This is a genomic window from Streptomyces sp. NPDC001920 (assembly GCF_053594495.1).
This window is the reverse complement of record NZ_JBSFEP010000001.1, coordinates 84,952-104,704: the sequence shown is the minus strand read 5'-3', so window position 1 is coordinate 104,704 and position 19,753 is coordinate 84,952. Positions and strand designations below refer to the sequence as shown.

At 72.9% G+C, this 19,753-nt stretch carries 14 protein-coding genes; 5 read left to right on the top strand and 9 right to left on the bottom strand.

Translation table 11 applies throughout. The annotated features are described in order from the left end of the window. Positions 1-97: 97 nt before the first annotated feature. Positions 98-1,393: a GAF domain-containing protein gene (locus tag ACWCPI_RS00390; RefSeq protein ID WP_451035971.1), complete on the bottom strand. Its 1,296-nt coding sequence runs from the start codon at positions 1,391-1,393 to the stop codon at positions 98-100. Between the two features lie 297 nt (positions 1,394-1,690). Then, positions 1,691-3,331 (bottom strand): acyl-CoA dehydrogenase family protein, encoded by a 1,641-nt coding sequence (locus ACWCPI_RS00385; protein ID WP_451035970.1) that lies wholly within the window; start codon positions 3,329-3,331, stop codon positions 1,691-1,693. A gap of 134 nt (positions 3,332-3,465) precedes the next feature. On the opposite strand from ACWCPI_RS00385, the gene ACWCPI_RS00380 reads away from it, so the two are divergent. After that, positions 3,466-4,611 (top strand): YihY/virulence factor BrkB family protein, encoded by a 1,146-nt coding sequence (locus ACWCPI_RS00380; protein ID WP_451035969.1) that lies wholly within the window; start codon positions 3,466-3,468, stop codon positions 4,609-4,611. 19 nt (positions 4,612-4,630) lie between these two features. On the opposite strand, the gene ACWCPI_RS00375 is transcribed toward ACWCPI_RS00380, so the two are convergent. Next, positions 4,631-5,482, bottom strand: coding sequence for an NmrA family NAD(P)-binding protein (locus tag ACWCPI_RS00375; protein ID WP_451035968.1), 852 nt, complete (start codon positions 5,480-5,482; stop codon positions 4,631-4,633). 80 nt (positions 5,483-5,562) lie between these two features. On the opposite strand from ACWCPI_RS00375, the gene ACWCPI_RS00370 reads away from it, so the two are divergent. Then, positions 5,563-6,513, top strand: coding sequence for a cupin domain-containing protein (locus tag ACWCPI_RS00370; RefSeq protein WP_451035967.1), 951 nt, complete (start codon positions 5,563-5,565; stop codon positions 6,511-6,513). 26 nt (positions 6,514-6,539) lie between these two features. After that, positions 6,540-7,232 carry a helix-turn-helix domain-containing protein gene (locus ACWCPI_RS00365; RefSeq protein ID WP_451035966.1) on the top strand — a complete coding sequence of 231 codons (693 nt, stop codon included), beginning with the start codon at positions 6,540-6,542 and terminating at the stop codon, positions 7,230-7,232. Here the strand turns inward: ACWCPI_RS00365 and ACWCPI_RS00360 are convergent. From ACWCPI_RS00360 to ACWCPI_RS00350, 3 genes are all read right to left on the bottom strand, one after another. Beyond that, positions 7,209-7,616 (bottom strand): VOC family protein, encoded by a 408-nt coding sequence (locus ACWCPI_RS00360; RefSeq protein WP_451035965.1) that lies wholly within the window; start codon positions 7,614-7,616, stop codon positions 7,209-7,211. The genes ACWCPI_RS00365 and ACWCPI_RS00360 overlap by 24 nt on opposite strands. A 54-nt stretch (positions 7,617-7,670) precedes the next feature. Beyond that, positions 7,671-8,303 (bottom strand): VOC family protein, encoded by a 633-nt coding sequence (locus ACWCPI_RS00355; protein WP_451035964.1) that lies wholly within the window; start codon positions 8,301-8,303, stop codon positions 7,671-7,673. Positions 8,304-8,611: 308 nt separating this feature from the next. Then, complete coding sequence (locus tag ACWCPI_RS00350) at positions 8,612-9,664, bottom strand: LacI family DNA-binding transcriptional regulator (RefSeq protein ID WP_451035963.1); 1,053 nt, start codon at positions 9,662-9,664, stop codon at positions 8,612-8,614. A gap of 468 nt (positions 9,665-10,132) precedes the next feature. On the opposite strand from ACWCPI_RS00350, the gene ACWCPI_RS00345 reads away from it, so the two are divergent. Beyond that, positions 10,133-11,713 (top strand): carboxylesterase/lipase family protein, encoded by a 1,581-nt coding sequence (locus tag ACWCPI_RS00345; protein WP_451035962.1) that lies wholly within the window; start codon positions 10,133-10,135, stop codon positions 11,711-11,713. A 583-nt stretch (positions 11,714-12,296) separates the two neighbouring features. Then, on the top strand, positions 12,297-13,781 hold the full coding sequence (locus ACWCPI_RS00340; RefSeq protein ID WP_451035961.1) for a peptidoglycan D,D-transpeptidase FtsI family protein: 1,485 nt from the start codon (positions 12,297-12,299) through the stop codon (positions 13,779-13,781). A 111-nt stretch (positions 13,782-13,892) separates the two neighbouring features. Here the strand turns inward: ACWCPI_RS00340 and ACWCPI_RS00335 are convergent, their stop codons facing one another. The 3 genes from ACWCPI_RS00335 to ACWCPI_RS00325 form a co-directional block, all read right to left on the bottom strand. Next, complete coding sequence (locus tag ACWCPI_RS00335) at positions 13,893-16,301, bottom strand: serine hydrolase (RefSeq protein WP_451035960.1); 2,409 nt, start codon at positions 16,299-16,301, stop codon at positions 13,893-13,895. 325 nt (positions 16,302-16,626) lie between these two features. Next, positions 16,627-17,550, bottom strand: coding sequence for a homocysteine S-methyltransferase (mmuM, locus tag ACWCPI_RS00330; RefSeq protein WP_451035959.1), 924 nt, complete (start codon positions 17,548-17,550; stop codon positions 16,627-16,629). A 70-nt stretch (positions 17,551-17,620) separates the two neighbouring features. Continuing rightward, entirely contained in the window at positions 17,621-19,723 is a 2,103-nt protein-coding gene (locus ACWCPI_RS00325; RefSeq protein WP_451035958.1) for an autotransporter-associated beta strand repeat-containing protein, read from the bottom strand. Between the last annotated feature and the right edge of the window lie 30 nt (positions 19,724-19,753).

The window sequence follows — 19,753 nt, the reverse complement described above, 5'->3', positions numbered from 1 at the left end:
CGGCAGTGGAGCACCCTGGCGGACCAAGACCCCGCAAATATGCGGAAGATGCCACTCTCGCTCAGGACCCTCAGGGCCCTCAGGGCGCTCAGGGCGCTCAGGATGCTGAGGGCGCCCCGGCCGAGGCGCGCCGCACCACCGCCGGTGCCGTCGAGTGCGGCAGCAGATCGCGCGGGTCGTCCGGCAGCGCCACCCCGACCTCGGCGTCCTCGCGGAACCGGTACGGGCGGTGCTCCAGGAAGGCCCCCAGATAGCGCCGTACACGGGACATCTCGGCCCGCACCGTCACCGTGCGGCCCGCGTCACCGAACATGTCCTCGGCCAGCTCCGCGGCGCTGCGGCCGGTGCGGTGCAGGACCAGGAGATAGAGCAACTCGGCGTGCCGGGGACTGAGTTCATGGCTCCAGGAGCCCGCGCCGCCGGACACGGTCACCGACCAGCGGCGCGGCTGCGTCAGATCCAGCGTGATGCGCGTGGCCCCGATCGGTACCGGCTCGTCGGCCGCCCGCAGCAGCCAGCCGCCCGCCAGCGGCTCCACCGCGCACAGACCCAGCGGCGGCAGCCACCGCCGCCCCGGCGACAGGGACTTGGGCAGCGCGACACGGTTCTGGTACGGCATCCCGGTCACCGCGGCCGTCCAGCCGTCCCGGTCCACCACCAGCGCCCGTCCGGTGATCCGGGCCAGCACCGGCGCCGCCACCGCCCGCAACCGCTCCAGCGAGGTCAGATGCAGCTCGCGCAGCCGGGCCTCGGCGAGCTTGGCCACCGAGTCGACCCACGCCAGCGTGGCCGGATGCATGGTCTCCAGCGGCCCGCTGACGTCCACCACGCCGATCAGCCGGCCGTCGCGTGGATCCGTGATCGGCGCGCCGGCGCAGGTCCAGGAGGTCTGGGAGCGCTGGAAGTGCTCGGAGGCGAACACCTGCACGGGGCGGCGCACCACAGCCGGAGTGCCCACGCCGTTCGTGCCGACGACGCTCTCCCGCCAGTCGGCCCCGAGTTCGAAGCCCAGGCTGTCGGCCTTGCGCAGCACGGAGGGGTGGCCCTCCCGCCACAGCACCCGGGCCTCGTGGTCGGCGACGACCATGATGTGGTGGGCGACGTCCGCGACCGACAGCAGCCCCTCACGCAGCACCGGCAGAACATGCCGCAGGGCGGTGGTCTCCCGGCGCCGCTGCACCTCCTCGCGGGACAGCAGACCCGAGCGGACGTCGACGTCCGGATCGAGCCCGCTGCGCATCACGCGTTCCCAGGACTGCTCGATCACCGGTCGCGGGGGCACGGGCCCGCGCCCCCCGGAGAGCGTGGCGGCGCGGACCTCGCTGAGCACCCGCGCCGCCCGCCCCGCGTCCACGGCGGCCAGCTGCGTCACGTCTGTCGGCGAGAGCGCCAAGGGTCCTCCGGTTCGACTCGTTGCGGCTGCGCGAAACGACTGTGCAATTTCATAGTGCCGCCCGCCGCTCGCGGAAGGACGCAGTCCGCCCACAGACACCCACGAGTTGCAACCCCTTGCAACCCTGGTGGACCGCCCTGACCTCATCGAAACTTGAGCAACGCCGTCCCGAGCGGCGTTCGCGGCCTCGAACAGGCCATGAGCGGGGGTGGTGCCGTGTCGGCGCAGCACCACCCCCTACCCCGGTGGCCGGGCGCCTGCAGTTCCTCCCAGCCGGCCTGATCCGAACGACAGACCCTAGGCGGGCAGGCGAACCGCGGCTCGATCCACGATCGGCGTCACGGCGAGGGTGTGGGGCAGGGTGCCGAAGGCCGCCCCTCCGTCGCCGCCCAGCCGGGTCGCGCAGAAGGCGTCGGCGACCTCGGGTGGGGCGTGGCGGACCAGCAGGGAGCCCTGGAGGACCAGGGCGAGGCGTTCGGTGAGGCGGCGGGCTCGCGCCTCGACGCCCTCCAGGTCGGCGAGTTCGGTCAGGAGCGCCTTGATCGCGGCGTCCAGGCGGTGGTCGGCGCCGCGTGCCCGGCCGACCTCCTGGAGATAGGCGTCGAACGCGGTGGGCTCCCGTTGCAGGGCCCGCAGCACATCCAGGGCCTGGACGTTGCCCGCGCCCTCCCAGATGGAGTTCAGCGGTGACTCCCGCACCAGGCGGGGCATACCGGACTCCTCCACGTATCCGTTGCCGCCCAGGCACTCCGACGCCTCGATCGTCACCGGCGCGCACCGCTTGGTCACCCAGTACTTCGCGGCCGGTACCGCGATCCGCAGCAACGCCCGCTCCTGATCACCGCCCTCGTCGTAGGCCGCCGCCAGGCGCAGCGCGAGGGTGGTCGCCGCCTCGGACTCGACGGCCAGGTCCGCCAGGACGTTGCGCATGAGCGGCTTGTCGACGAGCCGCCCGCCGAACGCCTCGCGGTGCGTGCAGTGGTGGACCGCCTGCACGACCGCCTGCCGCATCAGTCCCGCGGAACCCAGCACACAGTCCAGACGGGTCGCCGCGACCATCTCGATGATCGTGCGCACCCCGCGGCCCTCCTCGCCGACCCGGCGGGCCCACGTCCCGTCGAACTCGACCTCGGCGGACGCGTTCGAACGGTTGCCCAGCTTGTCCTTGAGCCGCTGGATGAGGAACACGTTGCGGCTGCCGTCCTCCAGGACGCGCGGCACCAGGAAGCAGGTGAGGCCGTCCGGGGCCTGCGCCAGCACCAGGAACCCGTCCGACATCGGTGCCGAGCAGAACCACTTGTGCCCGGTCAGCGTGTACGTCCCGGCCTCGGCGAGCGGTGTGGCGGTCGTCGTGTTGGCGCGGACGTCACTGCCGCCCTGCTTCTCCGTCATGCCCATCCCGAACAGCGCCCCGGCCTTCTGCCCGGCCGGCCGCAGCTCACTGTCGTAGATCACGGAGGTCAGCCGCGGCTCCCACTCGGCGGCCAGCGCGGGGTCCGTGCGCAGGGCGGGGACCGCCGCGTGGGTCATGGACAGCGGGCAGCCGTTGCCGGCCTCCACCTGCGTCCACATCAAGAACGCGGCCGCCCGCCGCACATGCCCGCCCGGCCGCGCCCAGGCCGCGGTCATCCCCGCCGCGACGCCCTTGCCGAGCAGCCGGTGCCAGGACGGGTGGAACTCGACCTCGTCGACCCGGCGGCCGTAACGGTCGTGCGTGCGCAGCCGCGGCGGGTGCGCGTTGGCCAGCGCCCCCCACTCCTGGAGCTGTGCCGAGCCGCAGGACCGGCCGAGCGCCGCCAGCTCCGAGCGGGCCTCGTCCAGCAGCTCAGGGTCGAGATGGCGTTCGACGGCCTCCGTCAGGGCCCGGTCGGAGCTGTAGACGTCGTACTGGACCAAGGGCGGGGGCTGGTTGGTCACGGTGTGCGTGCTGCCTGCCATGGCTGTGAACCTACCCCGGGACGGGGTGGTGCTCTCCTTCCTGGCGGCCGCGGCGCGGACGGTCCGGCAGGTGGTGCGGGCGCGTGACCGGCGCCGCGACGATCGCGCCCCCGCGCGACGGATACCGTTAGGTCGTGCAGCCAGCAAGTGAAACCCCCGAACGGCCCTCCGGCCGTCTCCACAGGGCACGTGTCCTCTACCGGAACGTCTCCAAGCGCAGGACCGCCTGGCTGCTGCTCAAGGACACCGTCAACTCCTGCATCGAGTACCGCATCCTGGGCCTCGCGGCCGAGGCCGCCTTCTTCACGCTGCTGTCCGTGCCGCCGCTGCTGCTCAGCCTCATCGGCCTCCTCGGCTACGTCGACGACTGGACCGGCACCGACACCATCGACAGCCTGGAGACCAACCTCCTCGAAGCCTCGCGCACCGTCCTGTCCGACAAGGGGGTGCGTCAGATCGCCCAGCCGATCCTGGACGACGTGATGAACGGCGGCCGCCCCGACGTGATCTCCGTCGGCTTCCTGTTCGCGCTGTGGTCGGGGTCGCGCGCGGTGAACGTCTTCATAGACACGATCACCGTGATGTACGGCCTCGACGGTGTGCGGGGCATCGTCAAGACGCGGCTGGTGGCGTTCCTGCTGTTCATCGCGGCGCTGCTGATCGGCTCGGTGGCGCTGCCGCTGATGGTGGCGGGGCCGGACGCGGTGGTACGGATCGTGCCGTGGTCGGAGACCTTGGTGCAGGTTCTGTACTGGCCGGTGGTGATCGTCCTGTCGATCGCGTTCCTGACGACGCTGTACCACGTGTCCGTGCCGGTGCGCTCGCCCTGGATCGAGGACGTGCCCGGCGCGCTGGTCGCCCTCGGGATGTGGGTGCTGGGCAGCTTCCTGCTGCGCATCTACCTGACGAACACGATCGAGGGCGCGTCGATCTACGGCTCCCTCGCCGCCGCCGTCGCCGTGATGCTGTGGATCGGTGTGTCCGCGTTCGCGGTGCTCGTCGGGGCGGCGGTGAACGCCGCCATCGACCGGGTCTGGCCGGCCGCCGCGACGGCCGCGGCCCGCGCCGCGAACGAGCGGATGCGTGAGGCGCAGGTCGCCGAGTACGTGGCCCGCGCCGCCGCCCACCGCGAGTCGGACCCCGACGACCCGGACATGCCGTCGGAGTTCCCCGAGCGGTGGTCCCGCTTCCTGCCGCCCGAGGACGTGACGTCCCGGCTGCGCACCCATGTGAAGAGCCCGCATCACCACCACCCGCCGCACAAGCCGGAGGACTCCTAGGGGGCGCCCGTACGCCGGCTCACGCCCGCCACGTACCGGCCGCCGCGGCCTCCCGGGCGAAGTCCGCGAAGTCGCGGGGCTCCCGGCCCAGCACCTCGCGGACGCCGTGCGTGACGTGGGCGTTGCGGCCGTCCATGAGGGTGTCGAAGACCTCGATCAGGAGCTCGACCTCCTCGGGCGGCACCCCGAAGCCGGTCAGGGCCTCGCCGTAGGCCCGGGTCGGGACCGGTGTGTACGTGAGCGTCCGTCCGGCCGCCGCGGAGATCTCCGCCACCGCCTCCCGCCACGTCAGCAGCCGCGGCCCGGTCAGTTCCACCAGCCGCCCGGCGTACCGGTCGCCGCACGTCAGGACGGCCGCCACCACGTCCGCGACGTCCCGTACGTCGACGAACGGCTCCTGCACCTCGGCCGCCGGAAAGACCAGTTCCCCCTGGCGCATCCCCGGCACCAGCGGCCCCTCGCTGAAGTTCTGCGCGAACCACGCGGCCCGCACGATCGTCCAGTCCGCGCCGGACGACGTCAGCGCCTCCTCGGCCGCCAGCGCCTGGTCCTCGCCGCGCGCCGACAGCAGCACCAGCCGCCGTACACCGAGCCCGACCGCCTCCCGGGCCAGCGCCCCGACGCCCTCGGCCGCCGCCGGGGCGCCGATGTCGGACGGGTACACCAGGTACGCGGCGTCCGCGTCCCGCAGAGTCCCGGACCAGGTCGCCGGGTCCTCCCAGTCGAAGCCCCGCGCCCGCGACGCCGGCCGCACCGTCAGCCCCGCCGCTCGGACCGCTTCCGCCACCCGGCTGCCCGTACGACCCGAGGCACCGGTCACCACCACCGTCATCGCTGGCTTCTGCGCCGTTTCCGCCGTGTTCTGCGTCATGGGTCCAGTCAACGGCGCGGTGCCGGGACGCCCCATCGCTGAACGGCTCATTCCCATAAGCGGACGTCTACGCTGACGCCATGGACGCTCTCGCAGGTCTGCTGGAGGGCCCACGCGCGCGTGGCGCCTTCATGATCCGTGCGTGCTTCGAGCCGCCCTGGTCCGTCCGCGTCGAGGACCGCGCCCCGCTCACCGTCATGGTCATGGTCCGCGGCGACGCCTGGGTGGTCCCGGACCGGGGGGAGCGGATCCGGCTGCGTCCCGGCGACCTCGCGATCGCCCGCGGCCCGGACCCCTACAGCTGCGCCGACGACCCCGGCACCGCACCCCAGGCCCTCGTCCTCCCGGGCGCCGAGTGCCGCTACCCCGACGGCCGCCCCCTCAACGGCTCCATGGACCTCGGCGTACGCACCTGGGGCGACCGGCCGGACGGCTCGGCCGTCATGCTGATCGGCACGTATCTGTGGCAGGGCGAGATCAGCGGGCGGCTGCTGAACGCGCTGCCGCCGCTGCTGTCCCTTGCGGCGGAGGCGTGGGACTGCCCGCTCACGCCGTACCTCATGGAGGAGATCGTCCGCGACGAGCCCGGCCAGGAGGTCGTCCTGGACCGGCTGCTCGACCTGCTGGTCATCGCCGCGCTCAGGACCTGGTTCGCACGTCCGCAGGCGGAGGCGCCCGCCTGGTACCGGGCGATGGCGGACCCGGTCGTCGGCCGTGTGCTGCGGCTCGTGCACGACGACCCCGCGCATCCCTGGACGGTGGGCTCGCTGGCGGCGAAAGCAGGGGTGTCGCGGGCCGCGCTGGCCCGGCGGTTCACGGACCTGGTGGGGGAGCCGCCGATGACGTATCTGACGGGGTGGCGGCTGGGACTTGCGGCGGACGCCTTGCGGGACGGCGACGACACCCTGGAAGCCATCGCCCGGAGGGTGGGGTACGGGAGCGCGTTCGCCCTGTCCAGCGCGTTCAAGCGGGTGTACGGGGTCAGTCCGCAGGAGCACCGGGGGCGGGTGGCGGCGGGGCAGGCTCCCTGAGGGCGTCGCGGCGTAGCCTGGCCCCCATGTACGCGGAGCGGTCTTCCCGGCTGCCGGGTGCCGTCCTGTGGACGAACACCCCTGAGGGGCCCGGCGCGGGGCGCGTGCTGCCCGACGGGTGCATGGACCTGCTCTGGAAGGACGGGCGGCTGCTCGTCGCCGGGCCCGACACGCGCGCGTACCTCACGCCGGGCGACGGCGGCACCTGGACCGGCATCCGCTTCTACCCCGGCACCGCGCCGGCCTTCCTGGGAGTTCCGGCGCACGAACTGCGCGACCGACGCGTGGACCTCGCCGAGCTCTGGCCGGCCTCGCGGGTACGGCGCCTGCGTGGCCGTGTCGCGGCCGCGGCCGACCCGGTCACCGCGCTCGAAGACGTGGCATTGGAGCGCGCCGCCGACGCGGAACCGCCCGACCCGCTGCTGCGGCGGGTCGTCGCCGCCCTCGACTCGGGCCGCGCCGTCGCCGCCACGGCCGACGAACTCGGCCTCGGCCCACGGCAGTTGCACCGCCGATGCCTCGGCGCGTTCGGGTACGGCCCCAAGACGCTGGCGCGGATCCTGCGGATGCAAAGGGCCCTCGATCTCGTCCGCCGGGGTGTGCCGTACGCGGACGCGGCCGCCCGCGCCGGGTTCGCCGACCAGGCCCACCTGGCGCGGGACGTCAAGGAGTTGGCGGGCGTGCCGCTGGGTGAGCTACTGGCCCGGCGGAGCGACTAGCGGCGCGAACAGGTCGACGCCGTTTCCGTCCGGGTCCTGCACACTGGCGTACCGCTGGCCCCAGAAGGCGTCCCACGGCTTGAGTTCGCCGTGGTAGCCGGAGGCCACCAGCGCCTCGTACACGGCGTCGACCTCCGCCGGGCTCTCGCACCGCAACGCCAGCGAGTGCCGGCCGTCTCCCGTCGGGGGCTGCCACCCAGGGAGGAAGGACCGCACGGTCTCCTCGGTGTCGAGCATCAGCCGCAGCCCGCCCGGCAGCGCGGCCTCGGCGTGCGGCTCGCCCTCGGAGCCCTCGGGGAAGGCGAAGCCGAGGCGGCGGTAGAAGGCGACGGAGGCGGCCATGTCGGAGACGACGAGGCCGATGGCGTCGAATCGTGGAGTCATGCCGCCACCGTAGGCACCGGGGAAGCGGCCGGTCTTGAAGGTTTCGGACAGACCTCAGTGGAAGGTCACCGGCCCCAGCGGTGTGTCCAGCGTGCAGGAGAACCCCACCGGGCCCGTCGTGAGGTCGAGGTCCGTGCCCAGTGCCGCCAGCAGGGGCCGGATCTCGTCCGGGTCGGGGGCGCGGGCCGACAGGGAGAGCAGGGGAGTGGTGGGCAGGCCCGTGGCGGTGGGGTGCACCGAGCCGCCCCAGTCGATGAGGAAGGGGACGAGGCCGCAGGGGTGGGCGTCTTCGCCGTCGGTGAGCCGCCATTCCAGCAGCGTGCCGTCGGGCCGGCGGCGGCTCATCGCCTGGGCCGGCCCGGGGTCGTAGCCGTGCGCCCGCGCGTACGCGATCGCCGCGTCCAGGTCGGGCGGGCTGATCGCCCAGGTGACCATGCGCGCCGCGGTGAGCCCGTCGACGGCGAACGGGCGGGGCGATCCGGGCGGGCACTGCTCGGGGTCGGGGCCGATGATCTCCAGATAGCTGGTGCCGCCCAGCGACACCAGGTGGTTGCGCGTGCCGAGCCCGACATGCACACCGCCCGGGGCGGGCGTCACGCCGGTGCGCCGGGCGAAGTCGGCGACGGTGGCGGCCAGATCGGGGGTCGCGAGGACGAGATGGTCCAGGAGCGCGGGGATGGCGTTCATCGCAGCCGAGGCTACGCAGGCCGGGCCACGCACGGAACACCTGTGCGCCGCCGGGCGGGACGGCGGCCGCGCGGGACGGTCGCCGGGGGCGACGGTGCCGTCGTCGAGCGGCGTCGGACGGATCCTCATGGGCGCCGTCCGCGGGTGCCGGGCCTTCTTCCTTGCTGCCCGGCGTCGCCGGGCCGTTCCTCACGTACGCGGCGCTGCCGGGCAGGCACCCGAGACACCCTCGGCCACGCCTGCCACCAGCTCGGCGACCGTACGAACGCCGTCGATGCAGCGGTTTCGCCGGCATCGCCGACGGCACCTCAGCGGGAGCCGGCGTGCGGGACGGCCGTGCTGGACCGCTCCACCAGTCGCGTCGACAACTCCGTCCGCGTACTCTCCGGCCGCTCTCCGTCCATCATCCGCACCAGCAGCCGCAGCGCCGTCGCCGCCATCTCCGACAGCGGCTGGCGGACCGTGGTGAGCGCCGGGGTGATCCAGCGGGCCTCGGGCAGGTCGTCGAAGCCGACGACGCTCATGTCGTCCGGCACGCGCATACCCCGTTGCGCCAGCGCCTCGCAGACCCCGAGGGCCATGCCGTCCGAGCACACGAAGACGGCCGTCGGCGGCTCGGGCAGATCGAGCAGTTCCAGCATCCGGCGGTGGGCGACGTCCTCGTCGAAACCCGCGTGCCGGACGTACTCGGGACGGTGCCGTATCCCGGCCGATGCGAGCGCCGAGCGGTAGCCGGCCACGCGGGCGACGCTGCACATCTTGCGCTGGTGCCCGGCCACGACCGCGACGCGCTCGTGGCCGAGCGAGAGCAGGTGCTCCGTCGCCGTCACCCCGCCGTGCCAGTTCGCCGCGCCCACCGACACCACCCCGGGCGGGGGCTCCAGCACCGGGTCGATCATCACGAACGGGATGCGGTGCTGCTCCAGCCACGCGAACTGAGAGGCCGTCAGCTCGGCCAGGTTGAACAGCACGCCGGACGAGCCCCGGGCGATCAGCTTGTCCAGCCAGCCGCGTTCGGGACGCCCGCCCCGGGTACGGGTCAGACCCGCGGAGACCACCACCTCCAGTCCCGCGTCGTGCGCCGCCTCCTCCACTCCGTGCAGCACCGCCCCCGACCAGGAGCTGTCCAGCGAGTGCACGACGAGGTCGACCAGTCCGGGGGCCTTCGCCACGTCGAAGCGGGGTCTGCGGACGTATCCGAGCCGGTCCAGTGCCTCGGTGACCCGGCGGCGGGTCTCGGGCGCCACGTCCTCGCGGCCGTTGACCACCTTGGACGCGGTCGGCACGGACACTCCGGCCTCGCGGGCGACGACCGCCAGGGTCGGCCCGGCCGCCACGCTCGCACGGCCCGCACGGACCATCGGGAACCACCTCTCCGGCCCGCCCGAGGGCCATGAAAGTTTCGACCGGCGCGCAAACAGTAAGCGCTTCCTCAGCCTAGGTTCGCCGGCATGACTCCGGAAGGGGCCGAGTGCGCGGGACGGCACGGGACGCCGACGCACCACAAGGTTCTCGAAACGTCGAACAGGCGCCCGGCCACCAGCAGGTGAGGCGGAGGCCCGTGACCCGGCCGTGCCGGCGGAGACGACGGGATCCAGGGCACGGATCCCGGCCGTCGCCCGGTCGAACGCAGCTTGGGACCCGCAGTCGTCGCAGAGCCGGGTGAAGCCCGGCGCCGGACCGGCCGGCGTACGCAAGCCCTCCCGGACGCGAAGGAGCCGGGTACGCCGAACGGCCCCTCACATCAGCCCGTGCGCCGGAATACCGGGCCACAATGAAGTGCTCTGATCTTCACGGTGCACGAGCGCGGTGAGGAGGCTGGTGGACGTATGGCAGCAGTCCGGACAGACCCTGTGGTGAACACGCCGTACGGTGCCGTACGGGGCCGGTACGAGAACGGCGTCGCGGTGTTCCGGGGCATCCCCTACGCGGCACCCCCCTTCGGCCCCCGGCGGTTCCGGCCGCCCGTGCCGCCCCAGCCGTGGGACGGTGTGCGCGACGCCGGGTCCTTCGGGCCGACCGCGCCGAAACCGCCGTACTCCGATGCCTTCGCTCAGTACCTGTCCGACCCCGTCGTGCCCGGCGACGACTGCCTCAACCTCAACGTCTGGACACCCGAACCGGGCCCCAACGCCCGGCTCCCGGTCCTGGTGTGGTTGCACGGCGGCGCCCTGACCAGGGGATCATCGGGCATACCCGTGTACGAGGGGCAGACCTTCGCCCGCGACGGCGTCGTCTGCGTCTCGGTCAACTACCGACTGGGAGTGGAGGGCTACGGACTGTTCCCGGACGCCCCCGCCAACCCCGGGCTGCGCGACCAGCTCGCCGCCCTGCACTGGGTCCATGAAGCCGTCGCGGCCTTCGGCGGCGACCCGGGCCGCGTCACCCTCGCCGGCCAGTCCGCCGGGGCCATCAGCGTCGGCGCCCTGCTCGCGGCACCGCAGGCCCAGGGCCTGGTGCGGCGGGCCGTCCTGCAGAGCGGGCCGCCCGAGGCGGCCGAGCGGGACAAGGTACGGCGGATGGTGCGCCGGATGGCCACCCGGCTGAGGACACCGGCCACCGCCGCCGCCTTCGCCGAGGTCGACCGTGACCTGCTGCTGCGCACCCAGGCCGAAGTGGGCAGGCTCAGCAGCCCCGTGCTGGGCGGACCCGCCTTCGGCATCGTCGTGGACGGCGACCTCGTCCCCCGCGACCCCCTGGAAGCGCTCACGCAGGGCGGTGCGGCCCGGGACGTCGACCTGCTGATGGGCTGGACCCGCGACGAGTACCGGCTGTGGCTGGTGCCCGGCGGCCTCATGGAGCGCGTCGACCGGCTCGGCGCCGTCGCCCTCGCCGGCGCGATGGCCCGCTGCCGCGCGGGCGCCGACGTGCCCCGCGGCTACCGCGCCCTGCACCCCGACGCCGGCACCGCCGAGATCGTCGGCCAGATGGTCACCGACCACCTGCTGCGCCGTCCCCTGCACCGCCTGGCCGACGCCCGCCCCGGGTCGTCGTACCTGTACGAGTTCGCCTGGCCCTCCGGTCTCCCCGGCCTCGGCTCCTGCCACGCGCTGGAACTCGGCTTCGTCTTCGACAGCGGCACGGCCCCCGAGTCCCGCAAGCTGGCCGGTGAGGACGCCCCGCAGGAGCTGGCGGAGGAGATGCACGGGGCGTGGGTGCGGTTCGTGGCGGAGGGCGACCCCGGGTGGCCGGCGTGGGACGACGCGCATCCGGTGCGCATCTTCGGCGACGGCGACACGCACACGGCGCACGGCCCGCGCGACGCGGAGCTCGCCCTGTGGGCGGCCACCACCCCGCCCGCGCAACCCGTACCCGCGCCCGCTCTCGTCGACGGTTCCCCCCTCCGCAGTACGGATGCGCGGTCGGTCGTACGGCGGCTGCGGCTGCCCGGCTCCGTGCGCCGGCGCTGACGACGCCTCGCCCCGCCCCACGGCCACGGCTCTGCAACTCGACGGCGCGGTGGGTCGGTTCCGTGTCTGCGAGGCGGCGGGCGAGCGGCCCGCGGCGGCCCGCGACCCGTCGACGACGCGAGCGGCGGTCACCGGACGCGGGCCGGTCCGCGCCTCGGCGGCCGTGCCGGTGGCGGCGACGACCGCCGTGAGGCCCAGCCACCCGCTTCAGCCACCGGCTTCAGCGCCTCGCGCATCAGCGAGAGCTTCGGCTCGCGCACCTCGTCGTACGGCAGTCACGGCAACCGTCGACCACTGCTCCTCGTCCTTCCCCGTGCCGTGCGCGCAGAAGAGGTCGGACACGTCGCGGACCCGGGAGATCGACGTCCGGTCACTTTCGAGGTGTTCCGCCCACCGCCACGGCGGCTTCGGTTTGCTGGTTCTGATCCGTCGACGAGGATTGCGTCAATGCGCTCAACTATGGTGCTGCCATGGTAATTCCCACTCCGACCTTCGCCCGGCCGACGCCGTCGAGAGGGCTTCAGCCGGTCGCGAACGCCGCCCGGCAGACGGGCCGCAAGCCCGCCGCTGGAGGTGCTCCCGCGTGAACAAGCCGTTGAGACGCATAGCCATCTTCTGCGGGCTGCTGATGCTCGCGCTGCTGATCCGGGCCAACTGGCTCCAGTACGTGCAGGCGGACGAACTCGCCACCGACGACGAGAACCGCCGCGTGCTGATCGACCGGTACGCCACGGAGCGTGGCGACATCATCGTGGGTGCGAAGGCCATCACGGACTCGGTGGAGTCCGAGGGGTCGGACCTGAAGTTCGTACGCAAGTACAAGAACGGCCCCATGTACGCGCCGGTCACCGGATACGCCTCCCAGTCCATGGGGATGACCTTCCTGGAGGGCACGTACGACAGCGTGCTCAGCGGCCAGGACGACCGGCTGGCGTTCGAACGCTTCACGGACGTCGTCACCGGCAAGGAGCGGCGCGGTGGGGACGTGATCACGACGATCGACCCCCGGGCTCAGGAAGCCGGATACAAGGGCCTCATGGAACTGGGTGCCCGCGGCTCGGTCGTGGCACTGGACCCGGCGACGGGCAAGGTGCTCGCCCTCGTCTCGACTCCGTCCTACGACCCCTCGACGTTCGCCGGCAACTCCCTCAAGGAGAGCGAGAGGTTCCGCAAGCTCGGCGCCGACAAGGCGAAGCCGCTGGCCAACCGCGCGCTGCGGGAGACCTTCCCGCCCGGCTCGACCTTCAAGATCCTCACCGCCGCCGCGGCGCTGGAGCACGGCGTGGTCACGGACATCGACGCCGCCTCGGACGCCGCCTCGCCGTACAAACTGCCGCAGTCGACCAACAGGATCGGCAGCCAGGCCGGTGACGGCGTCTGCGACAAGGCGTCCATGAAGACGGCCATGCAGTACTCCTGCAACAACGTCTTCCTCGACGCGGCCGTGAAGGTGGGCGCGGACAAGATGCGCGAGACCGCCGAGAAGTTCGGGTTCAACGAGGACGTCTACTCGTCCGACCTCGGTGACCTGCGGGCCACCAAGAGCCTCTACCCGGAGGTGCTGGACAAGCCCGGCACCGCGCTGACCGGCATGGGCCAGGGCAGCCTCACCAGCACCCCGATGCAGATGGCCATGGTGACCGCCGCGATCGTCAACGACGGCAAGGTGATGCAGCCCTACATCGTCGACGAGTTGCGGTCCCCCGACCTGACCGCGCTGGAGGAGCACGAGCCCCAGGTCATGAGCGAGGCGGTCTCCGAGTCCACGGCCGAGAAGGTCCGGGAGATGATGGAGCACACCGCCAAGGAGGGCAGTGCCCGCAAGGCCCTGATCGACGGCATCACGGTGGGGGGCAAGACCGGAACGGCCCAGCGCGGCGTGAACGTGCGCGACCAGGTTCCCTTCGGCTGGTTCGTCTCGTACGGCGTGAAGCCCGACGGTCAGTCCGTCGCGGTGGCCGTCTTCATCGACCCCACCGACATGGACATCTCGCGTGAGGACATCTCCGGTGGCAGCCTGGCCGGCCCCATCGCGCGGGACGTGATGACGGCCGTCCTGCAGAAGTGAACTGAGGAACGTCCGGCACCGGCCGCGACGGCCCCCTCGCACGGGGGCCGTCGGGCGCCGGGACCGTGGGCGATGTCCGCACGGACGGCAGTGGCACGGTCCCGGCCCGCCTCAGCCGATCCGGGTCAACTTCGCCCCGAGAGACGGTTCCTGAAGCTCCGACTCCAGTGCCACCGGGACGCGTTCCGCCCCCGTGACGCCCTCCAGGGTGAGTTCGCCGACGACGGTCCCGGCCTTCATCCCGCCGACGAGGTCCTTGTCGCCCTCGCGGAACGTGAGCTTCAGCTTCTGTCCCGGAGTTCCGACCACCTTCAGGTCCTTGGTGGCCACCACCGGCGTACGGCCGCCGAGGCCGTCGTCGACGTGTCCGACGACCTGGCCCTTGCGTACCGCCGTCGCGGACGTGAGGGCGTCACGGACCGCCTTGATGACCTTCTTGCTGTTGGCCAGCACCAGCGCGAGGCTGTTCGAGCCGTTGGGGTCCGGACCCGTGACGTGCTGGTCCATCATCGTGCCCAGGATCAGCCGGTCCTCGCCGTCCACCGTCTTGTACGCCGCCCAGGACAGCGTGCCGCCGGCGGGGGTGTTGGAGCCGGTCTTGATGCCTCTGACGCTCAGCCCGGCCGTGGTCAGACTGTTGTTGTTGTAGATGCGCCCGACCCCGGGAATCTCGGCGTCCGGCAGGGCGACGACCATCCGGAAGGAGTCGAACCTCATGACCGCCTCGGCCAGCTTGAGCTGGTCGACGGCCGTGCTGACGGTCCCCTTGTCCAGACCGCTGGGGTCGGTGTACGTCGTGTTCTTCATGCCGAGCGACCTGGCTGCCTCGTTCATCTTCCGGACGAACGCGGTCTCGTCCTCGGCTCCGGTGGCCCACCGCGCGAGCAGCCGGGCCACGTTGTTGCCCGACGGGATCATCAGCATCTTCAGCATGTCCTGCAGGGTGTACTTCTGTCCGACCCGCAGCCCCACGATGCGTGACTCGTGCTTGGCGTTGCCCTCCTCCACGGTCCTGGCGTCGACCGTGACGGTGGGGCCGGGCTCGTCCCGCTTGATCGGGTGCTCACGGAGGACCACGTACGCCGTCATGATCTTGGCGACGCTCGCCGTCGGAACGGGCTTCTGCTCCCCGAACGCCCCGATGCTGCCCGAGCCCGCGACCATGACCGCGGCCTGCCCCTTCTCGGGCCACGGCATGCTGAACGTACCGCCGCCCACGGTGAACGACGCCGCCTTCGTGTCGACCACGAGGCTCGGCTCGGGCAACGGGCGCACCACCTGCACGACCAGCGCGACCAGCGCCAGCAGCGCCACGAGGGGCGACCAGATCTTGACCCGGCGCAGGGCCGTGCGGGCCGGAGTGTTCGGTGGCGGCGGCGTGTTGGTGAGCTGCGCGAGCAGGTCGATGGGCGAGGCCGGGGGAGTGCGCGGCTCCACGGGCGGCAGGTCGGCGACGCCGAGCGTCATCGTCCTGTCGGATCCCGCCACGTCCTTCGGCGGCCGCAACGCGACCGTCCGCGTGCTCTCGGAGGACTCCGCCGGGGTGGCGTCGCCGGGCTCGTCGGCGGCAGCCGAACCGGAGCTCTTGTCCTCGGCGGGGCGTTCGGTGTCCTCGTCCGGTTCGGCGCCGTCGTCCACAGGGGCCGGTCCGGCTTCGTCACCCGGCTCGGAGTCGTCCGCTTCGGCGTCCGCGCCGGACTTCGTGCCGTCCTGGGCGGCTTCCTGGGCATCGTTGTCCGTCGCGGTGCCGGCGTCCTCGGGGGCCGGTTCGGTGTCCTGGCCGGACTTCGTGTCGCCCTCGGGGGCTTGCTGGGCATCGTTGTCCGTCGCGGTGCCGGCGTCCTCGGCGGTCGGTTCGGCGTTCTTGCCCGGCTCCGTGCCGTCGCCCTGGGAGGTGGCCTTGGCGCCGTCGTCCGGTGCCGTGTTCTCGTCCCCGGCGGTCGGTTCGGCGGTCTCGTCCGAGGCCGTGGCGCCGCTTCGGGCAGCCGCGTCGAGGCCCGCCTCCGGCGAGGTGGTGTCGTCTTCGGCGGTGGCTTCGGTGATGTCTGTGCCTCGGCGGGGCGCTGTGTCGGCGTCGGCGTCGGCGTCGCCGTCGTCGACGTCCGAGGACTCGTCCGCGGCGTCCGTCGTCCGCTGAGGCTCCTGCGCAGCTTCCGACGCATCCGCTGCCTCGGGCTCTTCCGGCTCGTCGGCGGTGCTGTGCGCCTCGGGCTCTTTCGGCCCGTCGGATATGCCCGCTGCCTCGGACCCCTCCGGATCCTCAGGCTCTGCCGCCCCCGCGGCTGTCTCCCGCGTCCCTGCCGGCTCCTCCGGCGCGGACTCGTCCGGTTCCCCCGATTCCCCCGACTCGGCCGCCTCACCCGGCGTCTCCACCCGTGCCGAGTCCGACGCCGGTTCATCCGACGACCGGTCGGTGTCCGGGCCGGCCGGAGTGCGGGCCTGATCGCCTTCCGCGCGGGAGCGCTGCGTCGGTGGGTCGTCCTGGTCGAGGACGCTGGTGTCGGGCGTTCGGTCCCCCATGGCTGTCTCCTTCGTGCGCGCTCGCGACACATGCATCCCCACGGGACGGGTGGACGGGCACGTCACGCGTCCTGACGCAGATGCCGGTGGTTCCGCCGGGCGATCAATGGCCCCCAGGGTTTGCCCGGCGATCGTCACACGGCGGCGCGGTCAGAGTATCCGATCATCGTTCGAGGACGGCGGCGAGGCGCGGTCGGCGATGTCCGGAAACTGACGTGACGGCAGCGTCACCGCCGATCCAGCCGGTTGCCGGCATGACGCGCGTCCGGGCCGGCGCCGGAGCCGGCAGGGCACCCGGCTCCGGGCGCGTCACGCCCACCGGCGGCTACGGCGCCTGAGCCAACGTACGCGCGATGGAGCCGATGGCCTCCGGCCCCACCCGGCAGCACCCGCCGATCAGCCGGGCCCCGGACTGCCGCCATCCGCGCACCTGCTCGGTGGCGAAGGAGGAACGCCCGTCCCACGCACGGGCCTCGGCGTTCCAGGCCTCGCCGCTGTTGGGGTAGACGACGACCGGCTTGCCCGTGACGCGCGCCGCGGTGGCGATCGCACCGTCGACATCCTCGGGGGCACAGCAGTTCACGCCGACCGCGATCACCTCGTCGGCGTCGGCGGCCAGGGCGAACGCCTGCTCCAGCGGCTGCCCCGCGCGGGTACGGTCACCGGCGACGGAGTACGACAGCCAGGCCGGGACGCCGAGCCCGCGCACCGCCCGCAGCAGTGCCTCGGCCTCGTCGGCGTCCGGGACCGTCTCCAGCGCCAGCACGTCGGGCCGGGCGCCGGCCAGTACCTCCAGACGGGGTCGGTGGAAGCGCTCCAGCTCGTCGACGCCGAGGCCGTACCGCCCCCGGTACTCGGAGCCGTCCGCCAGCATCGCCCCGTAAGGCCCGACGGACGCGGCCACCCACAGCGGCCGGGTGACACCCTCGGCGCCTGCCTGTCGTACCGCCTCGCGCGCCAGCTCCACGCTCGCAGCGAGGAGCTCCGCCGCCCGCTCCGGCTCGATACCGCGCTTGGCGAAGCCCTCGAAGGTGGCCTGGTAACTGGACGTGATCGCCACGTCCGCCCCCGCCTGGAAGTACGCCAGGTGCGCCTCGGTGATCGCCTCGGGCCGCTCCGCGAGCAGCCGCGCCGACCACAGTTCGTCACCGAGATCGTGCCCCGCGGCTTCCAGCTGGTTGGACATGCCGCCGTCGAGTACGACGGTCCCGGCGGTGAGGGCTTCGGCGAGGGTGATGGCGCTGGTCATGCTGACGACGGTAGTCGAGAGCAGGCCGGTGCCCGGAATGCGGGACGAGCCCCGGGCACCCCCGGCCCCGCTAAGCCGTGTGCCGTCCGCCCCGACGGCCACCGCGTCGTCTCCTGCCCAGCCTCGTCGCCGGTACCGCGAGCCCCACCAGCAGCCCCGAGGCCAGGACGTACGGCCACCAGCCGAGGCCGCCGGTCGTGGTGCCCGCGGTCCGGGCGCCGGGGGAGACGAGGGTGCCCGCCGCTGCGCGGGGCGTGCCGGAGGAGGGGCTCGCGCTGACGGCGGTCAGGACGACGTCGTTGCCGTCGCCGCCCCGGTAGCTGATCCGGTACGTCGTGTCGTTCAGTTTCAGCGGCTCGCCCTCCGCCAGACCGTCGAAGGCGCCGGTCGTCCTCGACCGGCCCCTGTGGTCCAGGACCGTGATCCTCCCGGCGGGCCCGGCCGCGGTCGTGACGGAGGCGAGGTCCAGGTCCCCGGCCAGCCGGACCGCTCCCGTCACCGTCAACGGAGCGTCACGCAGTACCAGTTCGCCCCGCGCCGACTGCGAGTACGAGCCGGACACGGTCAGTCCGCCCGTCACCACACCGTCGTTCGTCACCGCACCCTTCACGGTGCCCTTGCCGGTCAGTGCCGAGGTCACCCGCAGCCCCGAGGCGCCCGCGTCCAGACGCGACCGAGCCGACGTCAGCCGGATCGCCCTGCTGTGGCCCAGGGTCGCCCCGGCGCGCAGTGCCAGCGTGCCCTTCCTGACCGTGGTCGGGCCGGTGTACGTCACCGCGCTCCCCGTCAGGGTCGTCGTCGCCGCGCCCGCCTGCGTGAGCGACCCGCTGCCGCTGATCCGCGACAGCGACAGCGCCCTGCGGGTGTTGTTCAGCACCAGCGAGCCGTCGTTGACGACCCTGTGGTGCCCGCCGCGCGTGTAGAGCCCGCCGTCACCGCCGGACCTGCCGCTGCCCAGCCGCAGCACGGCGCCCTTCTCCACGGTCGTCGAGCCGTCGTAGTACTGGACGGCGGCGAAGGTGACGTCGTTGCCCCGTGTCCCCTTGATGACGACGTCCCCCGCGCCCGGTGCCGCGAGCGTGTCGTGGAACCGGCCGCCGCCGATGGGGGCGCCCAGCGTCACCGGGCCGTTGTAGTCGAACGTCAGGCGGGACCGGGAGCGCGCCGCCAGCAGGTTGATGTAGACCGTCTCGGCCGTGCCCGGCATGAAGATCCTGTCGGTCGTCCCGTCGCCCCACTGGACGTCGGCGCCCTTGATGTTGGTGCCGCGCTTGTTGACGTTCTTCCGCGCGGGCGTCCAGTTCAGGGACGGGTCGCTGAGCGAGGGGTCGGTGTCCCCGCCCCGGTCCGACCAGCTGTACTGCCCGGTCAGCACGACCTTGCCGCCCGGCCGGGACTGGACGTTGATGTCGCTGCCGTACTCGCGCTGGTAGAAGTCCATGCCCAGGGTGACGGTCTTGCCCAGCGGGGTGTCCACGGTCCAGGTCCCCTGGTTGAGGACCTTGCGTACGTGGGGCAGCGCGGTCGCGTACTCGGGCCGCCCGGCGTTCGTCTGTGTGCCGTTGTCGATCACCCCGGAGAAGGGGTGGGCGCCCGCCAGGTCCCACGTGCCCCACAGGAACCGCGGCTGGGTGATCAGGCCGGAGCCGCTGATGGTGCCCAGGTTGTAGGCGCTCCTGAGAGCCAGGCGCAGTGTGCCGTCGACCCGGATGTTGTTCTGGTTGAGCCGGAACGCCGGGGTGCCGTACGGGAAGTGGCCGATCAGCCCGGTCGTGCCGCCGTCGCCGTACTGGAGGGTCGCCCCGCGCGAGACCGTGATCGCGGGCGGGTCCGGGTCCGTCGTGGTGACGTACGGGTGGTTCCCGCCCTGGACCCGTACGTGCTGCCGCTGCCGGGACCGGGGCAGCGTGAAGTCGCTGTCCCTGGTCAGGATCAGCGTCCCGGTGCCCCGGACGGTGAGCGTGCCCCGACCGCTCAGGACGCCGTCGTAGGTGGTGGTACCCGGTGGGACGGTGATCACTGTGTCGCCGTCGAGGGTCACGTTCCGGCCGGCGAGTACGTCGGCCGTCGCGTCCCGGGTGGCGGCGGCCGCCGGGGGAGCGGCCACGGTCAGGGCGGCGACCGCGGCGAGAGCGCCGGCGGCCGCTGCTGCGGTGTGGATGAGGCTGCGCACGTATCGGAGACGCGGCCGTGGGTGGCGGAT